The sequence below is a fragment of the Stenotrophomonas sp. 05L414_2 genome, assembly GCF_056397905.1.
This window is the reverse complement of the sequence record NZ_JBFTOJ010000183.1, coordinates 1-7,505: the sequence shown is the minus strand read 5'-3', so window position 1 is coordinate 7,505 and position 7,505 is coordinate 1. Positions and strand designations below refer to the sequence as shown.

Sequence of the window (7,505 nt, the reverse complement as noted above, 5' to 3'; positions counted from 1 at the left end):
GTCGTGGAACGGTGCGCACGTCTTTCCGCATCGACGATGCACTGCTGGATGAACTGCGCACGGCGGCGGCTGGTGGCGAAAAAGTGCTGCGCTGGTTCAGCAACGACGTGGTCGACGAAGCTGGCGAGGTGGTCGCGCAGGTACGCAAGCAGGTCTATGTGCGCCTGAAGCCACACGCACGGTAAAGCGGGCCGGCGCACGCCCGGCTATCCTCTGCAGCCCTGCCATGGAGGCTGCAATGCGCCTTTTCTTCCTTGCTGCGGCACTGACCGCCCTGCCCTTCGCCGCCACTGCACTGGACGTGCCGCCGGTGCGCTATCCCGCCGTGCCCGCGCACGCCGCCACGGCCGAGGGTTTCGTACCTGCCGGCTGGACGCTGGAATACAGGATCGAAGGCGACCTCGACCAGGACGGGCGCGCAGACCTCGCGCTGGTGCTGCGCCAGCAGGACCCGCGCAACATCATCGAACACGATGGGTTTGGCCCTTCGCCGTATGACAGCAACCCGCGCATCCTCGCCATCGCCTTCGCGCGACCGTCCGGTTACGTGCTGGCCGCGCAGAACCACACGCTCATTCCACGGCCGGACTCGCCCGTGCTCAGCGATGCGCTGGCCGAAGGCACCGGCGTGTCGATCCAGCGCGGCGCCCTGCGGGTTGGGTTGTACTCGTTCTCCAGCGCGGGCAGCTGGTCGATGGGCACCACCACGTTCACGTTCCGCTGGCAGGAAGGCAACTTCGCGCTGATCGGCTACGACCGCGACACGATGATGCGCAATTCCGGGCAGACCGAGGGCCTCAGCGTGAACTACTCCACCGGCAAGGTGAAGCTGACCGAAGGCAGCATGCAGGACGACAAGGAACAGGTGCACTGGCAGACCCTGCGTGACCGCAAGCACTGGACGCTGGACAGCGTCGGTGATGGCTGGGCGTTCAATCCGCTCGGCGACGGCAGCTGAGTGCGGGTCAATCCACCCGCAACGGCATCGACAGATGCGGGCCTTCCCCTTCGCGCGCAGGTCCGCGCCGCAGCAGCTGCAGGTAGCGGCCATCGGCAGACACCTCGGGCGTGCGGGCGTCCGAACGCCATTGCGCCGGCAACCGCGCCAGCGACTCGTCGGCGGGCCCGGGCTGCAGCCGCAGCCAGCGCTGCGCGCCGAGCAGGCGGATCATCGCCGCCGTATCCTGGCTGCGCGCCGCGTACGGCGCATAGGACGGCCCGGCGATGGCACTCAATGTGCATCCCAGCGGATTGGCCATGCAGCGCACATCCCATCCCAGCGGTGGCGACACAGGGAGCGGGACGTCGGCCGCCAGCGCCGTGGCTACAGCAGGCCGGCATGCCCAGCCGAAATTGCCGGCGATCCGGGCCAGGGTGTGGTCGCGATCCAGCAGCAGACGGCTGCCTGCTGTCTGCGTGGACGCTTCCACCGCCGCCTTGTTCATCGCAAATTCGCCCTGCATTGCCTGGCACAGGCTCTGTTCGTTCGCGTCCAGTGGCTGCAGCGCCGCCTCGCAGGGGACGGGCAGCGCGTAATCCGGCGATTGCTCGACCAGCATCTCGCCAAGCAGTGCGGCATGGGTCCGCACCACGGCGGCGCCCATCATGCTGTCCACCAGCGTGCTGCCGGTCCGCATCATCCGCCGACCAAACCGCACCGCGCTGCAGCTGCCCTCGATGGCACCGGCAACATCGCCCTGCAGATAGGCCAATGCCTGTGCACTTGCCCCATCCAGCAGCGGCGCGTAGGCCGGCAGAGGCAGCAGCTCGCTTCCGCTGGGCCTGAACGGGGAATCGAAACGATCATAGTCCGCCATCCGGGCCAGTCGCTCATGCAGGCCGGCATGCCCCGCGTGGGCGTCAGCGAAGCGCTGCGGATCAGCGCGTACCTGTGCCAGGCAGCCGACCGGCCCGACTGCACAACGACCTGAGCGGCCCGGATTCAATGGTGCGTGCCTGGCGGCCAGCACCGACGCTTGCGACGCCTGCGCGGGCGCCGTCTGCCAGCGCTGCAGATCTTCGGCCAATGCCGCCTCACGCTGGGCCAGGTCCAGCCCATCGAAGGGCAGCGTCCACAGTAGGGCGAAGCCGTTCCTGCCCTCGCTGCGATGCGCGGCTTCAAGCAGGCGGACATCCTCCCGCTGGGCGGCCGACAACGGCCAGAACCTCGACAGCAGCCATGCCGCGATGGCGATCACCAGCAGACCCAGCATTGCCCAACCCAACCACCGCAGCATCCTCAACACAGCATCCCTTCCCTGCATGGCCAGCGCCGCCAACGGGCAGCGTAAACGAGCGGCCGCGACCGCTACAATGCGCGCATGTCGCTCGATGCCCCCGCCCTGGTTCCCCGTCCCTCCCTGCAGCGCCTGTTCCTGACCGGCCTGCTGACCCTGTTGCCGATCTGGCTGACCTGGGTGGTGGTCAAATTCGTGTTCGTGCTGCTGTCGGGCATCTCCAGCCCGCTGGTGGTGCCGCTGTCCGAACAGATCGCTACCAGCTTCCCGCATTACCTCGGCTGGGTCCGCGCCGAATGGATCCAGAACACCATTGCCCTGCTGGCCACCCTGCTGGTGATCCTGGCGGTGGGCGTGGCCAGCCGCCGCGTGGTCGGCCAGCGCCTGCTGCGCTGGGTCGGCGCGGTCATCAAGCGCATTCCGCTGGCCAGCATCATCTATGACAGCGCCAAGAAGCTGCTGGACATGCTGCAGACCGAACCGGGCAGTACCCAGCGCGTGGTGTTGATCGACTTCCCGCACCGCGACATGAAGTCGGTGGGCCTGGTCACCCGGGTCATCAAGGAACAGGGCACCGACCGCGAACTGGCGGCCGTCTATGTGCCGACCACGCCGAACCCGACCTCCGGCTATCTGGAGATCGTGCCTGTCGAACTGCTCACCCCGACCGACTGGACGGTGGACCAGGCGATGAGCTTCATCATTTCCGGCGGTGCAGTGGCACCAGCCAGCGTTCCGTTCACCCGCGCCGGCGATCGTTCCGAATGAGCGAGGCGTCGCACGCGCGCCCGCTGCAGGACCGCGCGGTCCTGCTGTTCATCGTGCTGGCTGCGTTCTTCTGCGGCAACGCGGTGCTGGCCGAACTGATCGGGGTGAAGATCTTCGCCCTGGAAGACACCCTCGGCATCGACCCGCTGAACTGGAACCTGTTCGGCCAGACCGGCTCGTTGAGCTTCACCGCCGGCACGCTGCTGTGGCCGGTGGTGTTCATCATGACCGACACCATCAACGAATTCTTCGGCAAGCGCGGGGTGCGTTTCATCTCGTGGCTGGCGGTGGTGCTGATCGCCTACGGTTTCCTGTTCGCCTTCGCGGCGATCTCGCTGGCACCGGCCAGCTGGTGGGTAACCTCGATGGATGCCCACGGCGTGCCCGATTACCAGGCCGCGTTCGCGGCGGTGTTCGGACAGGGCATGTGGACCATCGCCGGTTCGCTGGTGGCGTTCCTGTTCGGCCAGTTGATCGACGTGGCGGTGTTCCACCGCATCCGCCAGGCAACCGGCGAGCGCCATGTATGGCTGCGTGCCACGGGTTCCACTGCGGTCTCGCAGCTGGTGGACAGCTTCGTGGTGATCTGGATCGCCTTCGTGCTCGGCCCGCAGCACTGGCCGACATCGCTGTTCCTGGCAGTGAGCAGCGTCAACTATGCCTACAAGATGGGCTTTGCGATCGCCCTGATTCCGTTGCTGTACCTGATGCGGCGTGCAATCACCCGCTATCTGGGCGAACACCGCGCCGCCGACCTGCGCGCTGCGGCCGCGGCTGACTGAAGCCCCAGCGACGCGCAAGCTGACTGCGCCCCCACGCTGGCCGTACGCGCGCGGATCGTGCAAGCTCCACGGTCTGTGTTCCACGGAAGCTTCTTGATGCCGTATTCCCCCCGCGTCCTGGCCGCCGCCATCGCCGCGTTGTTCCTGTTCAGCGCCGTTCCGCCGGCCGAAGCAGCGAAGAAGAAGGGCAGCCGCCCCGCCGCCGCGCAGACCCGCCAGGCGGCCAAGCCGAAGGCCCGCGCCGGCACACGTGCCACCACGCCCGCCCGCGGCAGTTCGGCGCGCCGCGCCGCGCCGCGCCCGGTCGCCCCTGCCCGTGCGGTGCCCAAGCAGGTGCAGCTGGAGCGGCTGTACGACGAATACTGGGATGCCTCCATGCGGTTGAACCCGCTGCAGGCCACCTTCCAGGGCGAGCCGCGCTACAACGACCAGCTGCCCAACATCCTTTCTGCCGCGTGGCGCCAGCAATCGCACGACTTCACCACCGAATGGCTGGGCAAGGTCGAGAAGATCGGCAGCGACGGCCTGCAGGGGCAGGACCTGCTCAGCTACGAGATCTTCGTGCGTGATGCCCGCGCTTCGCTGGCCGCCGAACGTTATCCGAGCTGGATGATGCCGATCAGCCAGTACTACAACGTCGGCAGCATCATGGCCATCCTCGGCGCCGGTGCTGGCGCACAGCCGTTCAATACGGCCAAGGACTACGACACCTGGTCGCGACGCTCGCTGGGCATCCCCGACCTGTTCGAGCAGGCCATCGACAACATGCGCCAGGGCATGAAGGCCGGCGTGGTGCAGCCGCGCGACCTGATGGAAAAGGTACTGCCGCAGCTGGACGCGGTGATCAAGCCGACCGCCGAAGAGAGCATCTTCTGGTCGCCGATCCGGACCATGCCCGAGTCCATCTCCGCCGAGGACAAGGCGCGCATCAGCGCCGAGTACAAGCGCATGATCGAACTGCGCATCATGCCGGCCTACCGTGCCCTGCGTGGCTTCATCGCCACCGAATACCTGCCTGCCACGCGCAGCAGCAGCGGCCTTGGCGCACTTCCCGACGGCCAGGCCTGGTACGCCAACCTGATCGTGCAGACCACCGCCAGCCAGCAGACCGCCGCGCAGCTGCATGCGCTGGGCGAGCAGCGTGTGCAGGAGCTGCAGGCGCAGATCACCACGGTGATGCGCGACGGCAAGCTGCGCAGTTCGCAGGCCAAGCTGCTGCGCAGCATGCGCAACGACCGCCAGTTCCAGTACAGCGATGCCAACGCGCTGCTCAACCGTTACCGGCAGGTGCAGCAGCAGGTCGATGCACGCCTGCCGCAGGTACTGGACACCCTGCCGAAGGCGCCGCTGCAGATCCGTGCAGTGGAACCGGAGCGTGCCATGACCGCCGCCGCAGCCTCCTACCAGCCGTCGCCGCCGGGACAACCCGGCGTGCTGTTCGTCAACACCCGCGACCTGCCCAGCCGCAAGCGCTGGAACGTGCCGGTGCAGTACCTGCACGAAGCCATTCCCGGCCACCATGTGCAGCTGGGGCTGCAGCAGGAACTGACCAAGCTGCCGCGCTTCCGCCGCCTCGGCGGTGACCTCGCCTTCGTCGAAGGCTGGGGCCTGTACGCGGAAACCCTGGGCGATGAGCTCGGCGCGTACACCGATCCGTACGACCGCATCGGCTATCTGTATTCGCGCCTGCTGCGCGCCGCGCGCGTGGTCGCCGATACCGGCGTGCATGCGCAGGGCTGGAGCAAGCAGCAGGCCGTGACCTATCTGCAGAAAACCGTGGACATGAGCGCTGACGATGCCAACGCGGAAGTGGAACGGATCATGGCCCAGCCTGGCCAGGCGCTGTCCAACGTCGCCGGCCTGACCACGATCATCGCCCTGCGCGACAAGGCCAAGGCACGCCAGGGCGCTGCGTTCGACCTGCGCCGCTTCCATGCCGAAGTGCTGAAGGACGGTTCGATGCCGCTGGATGTACTGGACCACAAGATCGAACGCTGGCTGGCGCAGCCGGCCGCTGCAACGCCTGCRCCCGCGCCCTGACCGCCACGGAGCTGCSATGCGCCCTGCCGCCCTGCTGTGTGCCACGGTTCTCGCTCTGCTGCCGTCGATAGCGTTGGCGGCTGCACCGCTGGCACCGCCGGATGCAGGCATCGATGGACTGATGCAGACCTACGACGGCCAGGTGCCGGGCGCAGCGGTGCTGGTGCTGCACGACGGGCAGCCGGTGTTCCGTCGCGGCTACGGCCTGGCCGTGGTTGAAGATGGCAGCCCAGTGACGCCGGCCAGCAACTTCCGCCTGGCCTCGGTCAGCAAGCAGTTCACCGCTGCGGCGGTGCTGTTGCTGGTCGAGGACGGCCGCCTGGCGCTGGACCAGCCCGCGCGGCGCTGGCTGCCGGAGCTGCCGCCCGCTGCTTTCGGCATCACCCTGCGCCAGCTGCTGTCGCACACCAGCGGCCTGCTGGACTACGAAGACCTGATCGACCCTGCCGACACCCGGCAGGTGCACGACACCGATGTGCTGGCGCTGTTGGCCCGCGAAGATCGACTCGCCTTCGCACCCGGCAGCCAGTACCGCTACAGCAACAGCGGCTACGCACTGCTGGCGCTGATCGTCGGCCGCGCCGCCGGCAGCGACTTTGCCAGCTTCCTGCAGCAGCGCATTTTCCAGCCGCTGGGCATGGCGCACACCGTGGCCCACCAGGACGGGATCGACCAGGTCGCGCAGCGTGCCTATGGCTACAGCGAAGTTGACGGACGTTGGCAACGTACTGACCAGAGCACCACCAGCGCCGTGCTCGGCGATGGTGGCATCTACTCCTCGCTGGACGACCTCGCCCGCTGGGACGCGGCCCTGTACGACGACCGCCTGCTGTCGGCCGCATCACGCAAGGCCATGTTCAGCCCGGCCACCGCCACCACCGAAGCGGACGTACCGCACTACGGCTTCGGCTGGCGCCTGAACGGCCGCATGCACTGGCACAGCGGCGAGAGCATCGGCTTCCGCAACGTGATCCTGCGCTATCCGGACAAGCACCTGACAGTCATCGTGCTGAGCAACCGCAACGCCACCGAACCCTATCCGCTGGCGCTGAAGATCGCCCAGCGCTGGCTGGACACCCTGCAATGACCACCACGACCACCGGCCTGCTGGGCATCCACCATGCCGCACTGATCTGCAGCGACTACGCCCGCTCGAAAGACTTCTACGTGCGCGTGCTGGGCCTGCGCATACTGGCCGAGAACCACCGCGCGGCACGCGACTCGTGGAAACTGGACCTGGCCCTGCCCGATGGCGGCCAGCTGGAGCTGTTCTCCTTCCCCTCGCCCCCCGCACGGCCCAGCCGCCCCGAAGCCCAGGGCCTGCGCCATCTCGCGTTCCGGGTAGCCGCGCTGGAACCCTTCGTCGAACGCCTGGCCCGCCACGGCGTGGAATGCGAACCGATCCGCGTGGACGAATACACCGGCCGCCGCTTCACCTTCTTCGCCGACCCCGACGACCTGCCGCTGGAACTGTACGAGACCGGTTGAGCGATTTTCAATCGCGGAAATTCATCCACGCATGGCATGGATCTGCGTGTCGACCAAGGTCGACACCCACCAAGAGCAGGCMATGCCRTTCCGRCAGATCGCGAAAATCTGTCGAAGGCGGGGTGGGTCCGGTTGCGGGGGTGTCMGCSGCATGGATGCSGCKGCCAAGCCCCCATGGATGGGTTTACGG

The 7,505-nt window shown here is 67.5% G+C and carries 7 protein-coding genes and 1 pseudogene; 7 read left to right on the top strand and 1 reads right to left on the bottom strand.

The genetic code is table 11. The features are described 5' to 3' along the window. Both AC1DJN_RS18955 and AC1DJN_RS18950 read left to right on the top strand, forming a co-directional pair. A pseudogene (locus AC1DJN_RS18955) lies at positions 1-185 on the top strand (tetrameric acyl-CoA thioesterase); the annotation flags it as partial. A gap of 53 nt (positions 186-238) precedes the next feature. Next, entirely contained in the window at positions 239-958 is a 720-nt protein-coding gene (locus tag AC1DJN_RS18950; protein WP_442251875.1) for a hypothetical protein, read from the top strand. A 7-nt stretch (positions 959-965) separates the two neighbouring features. On the opposite strand, the gene AC1DJN_RS18945 is transcribed toward AC1DJN_RS18950, so the two are convergent. Beyond that, positions 966-2,213, bottom strand: a complete 1,248-nt coding sequence (locus AC1DJN_RS18945; RefSeq protein WP_478015783.1) for a hypothetical protein — start codon at positions 2,211-2,213, stop codon at positions 966-968. Positions 2,214-2,321: 108 nt separating this feature from the next. Here AC1DJN_RS18945 and AC1DJN_RS18940 point away from each other — a divergent pair, with 108 nt between their 5' ends. The 5 genes from AC1DJN_RS18940 (at position 2,322) to gloA2 (ending at position 7,315) form a co-directional block, all read left to right on the top strand. Then, entirely contained in the window at positions 2,322-3,005 is a 684-nt protein-coding gene (locus AC1DJN_RS18940) for a DUF502 domain-containing protein (RefSeq protein ID WP_032975065.1), read from the top strand. Further along, positions 3,002-3,787 carry a queuosine precursor transporter gene (locus AC1DJN_RS18935; protein WP_442251877.1) on the top strand — a complete coding sequence of 262 codons (786 nt, stop codon included), beginning with the start codon at positions 3,002-3,004 and terminating at the stop codon, positions 3,785-3,787. The genes AC1DJN_RS18940 and AC1DJN_RS18935 overlap by 4 nt, the downstream gene beginning before the upstream one ends. A 96-nt stretch (positions 3,788-3,883) precedes the next feature. Further along, on the top strand, positions 3,884-5,827 hold the full coding sequence (locus tag AC1DJN_RS18930; protein ID WP_032975066.1) for a DUF885 domain-containing protein: 1,944 nt from the start codon (positions 3,884-3,886) through the stop codon (positions 5,825-5,827). A 16-nt stretch (positions 5,828-5,843) separates the two neighbouring features. Continuing rightward, positions 5,844-6,914, top strand: a complete 1,071-nt coding sequence (locus tag AC1DJN_RS18925; protein ID WP_442251878.1) for a serine hydrolase domain-containing protein — start codon at positions 5,844-5,846, stop codon at positions 6,912-6,914. After that, the gene (gene gloA2, locus AC1DJN_RS18920) at positions 6,911-7,315 is read left to right on the top strand and encodes an SMU1112c/YaeR family gloxylase I-like metalloprotein (protein WP_032975068.1); all 405 of its coding nucleotides are present in this window, start codon (positions 6,911-6,913) and stop codon (positions 7,313-7,315) included. The genes AC1DJN_RS18925 and gloA2 overlap by 4 nt, the downstream gene beginning before the upstream one ends. Positions 7,316-7,505: the final 190 nt, after the last annotated feature.